1 rRNA gene is annotated in these 1,654 nt (G+C 36.1%); it reads left to right on the forward strand.

Annotated elements, in window-relative coordinates:
- A 5S ribosomal RNA gene (gene rrf / locus INQ51_RS22445) occupies positions 1-81 on the forward strand; the annotation flags it as partial.
- Positions 82-1,654: the final 1,573 nt, after the last annotated feature.

Raw genomic sequence — 1,654 nt, forward strand, 5'->3', positions numbered from 1 at the left:
CTTCCCATTCCGAACAGAGAAGTTAAGCCCGCCAGCGCCGATGGTACTGCGTAACAGTGGGAGAGTAGGTCGCTGCCAACTTTATTAAAACCTGGTTCCGATAGGAGCCAGGTTTTTTTTTTATGCAATAAACCCAGGCATATTCAATCAAAAAGAAGATCCCAACTCTAGGGATCAAAAGTAAGCTTAGTATTTTCTCAATGCAATCCATTAGCTCGACCGTTCCGTCAGCGAATAGTTGACGCGTCAGCACAGTCGTTCCTTTAGATTTGCTACAGGAAATGCATTAAATCATCGTTATGTAGTGCAAGAATGAAACGCTGTTCGAATCTGAGACTCGGATATTGGTATTATACTAATTGTTTTCAGGGTGAGGCTTAAGCGAAACTCTGGAATTATAAGGGGTAAAGCCTATAGACAATCGAAAAGGCTTCAATAGTGCAACGAATTTAAGGCTCAATTCAATTGCTAATCGGTATTAGGTGATTCTTTTTGTATGGGATGATTTTGGATTAGCAATTTCTCTGTCAGCACTGGCTTTTTTGAATACTTTTTCAGTCCCGAGTACTCAGGAGAAAAAGTATTTCTCGTCTGACAGGCAGGATAAGGAATTATGACAGTTTAATTCAGTTATAAATTGTTAATCGATCAGATTTTTACTTGAACAAATCAGTCAGCCCGGTTTTTGATAGATCCTCAATCCAGTGGACTCCAATATTTTATACATGCATAACATTTGAGATGATATGTCAATCCGATCCTGAAGATCATCTGCATTTGGAGCAATTTCTGATTATTCCTGATTTTGTAAATGGTTCTGGATGCTGTTTCTTGTCGATATGTAACCTTTTTCTACTGCTTGCTAGTTTAATAAAGATCATTCACTTGGTGATACTTCATAATTTAAGCAACACATTTGTAGTTTCCCAAATCTTATTAAAATGTCCAGGCATATTTTCATTTATGAAGTTTGTAAAAGAGAAAAACAGGTCAGATAGAACTAGATCAAAGGATCGGTGGCTCCACAATAAGAAAAATTCCTAAAAATATCTGTGTTATTGGTTAGATCTTGGGGGTGTTCTCGCCTCATGATAAGTTGTATTAGCTGTGTAATTGAACGTTTATTCAGATATGCAAACATACTATAGGGACTAAGGCCACGATAATACACCAAATTAAATTGCAGAATAGACCGAAAATTTACAGTTTAGGTATGTTTCTATTCTAAATAAATGTCTTTAGCAAACAAGTTGTAGAGATAATTTGACAGATATTTTTGAAAAATGATATGGTTTATTGCGGTATAATACTTTATATCGAAGGTACCTGGTATTTGATTCAAAATAGGTTTTGAAGAAAGTTCAGTGGACGTCTCGTTTCTTTTTGCTGATAACACCTAAAAATATTGAAAATTGCATTATCAGATTATCAGACAGTTGCGCCAATTTGCCGTAAATACTTTCAATTATTTTTCTCAAAGTGCTAGGATTATTAAAAACCTTGTTTACTTTTGCAGCCGCTTTACGAGCGAGGCGTTCACTGAGGGAATGAAAGATTAGGAACAGGTGATGGAGCATCAGTTAAGTTTTGGATAGAATGGGAATACCGATAGGTTGACCCGGGGAATAAAAAACTTTGAAAAAAAAGCTTCAAA

Origin of the sequence: Maribellus sp. CM-23 (assembly GCF_021354595.1) — a bacterium.
Classification (GTDB): domain Bacteria; phylum Bacteroidota; class Bacteroidia; order Bacteroidales; family Prolixibacteraceae; genus Draconibacterium.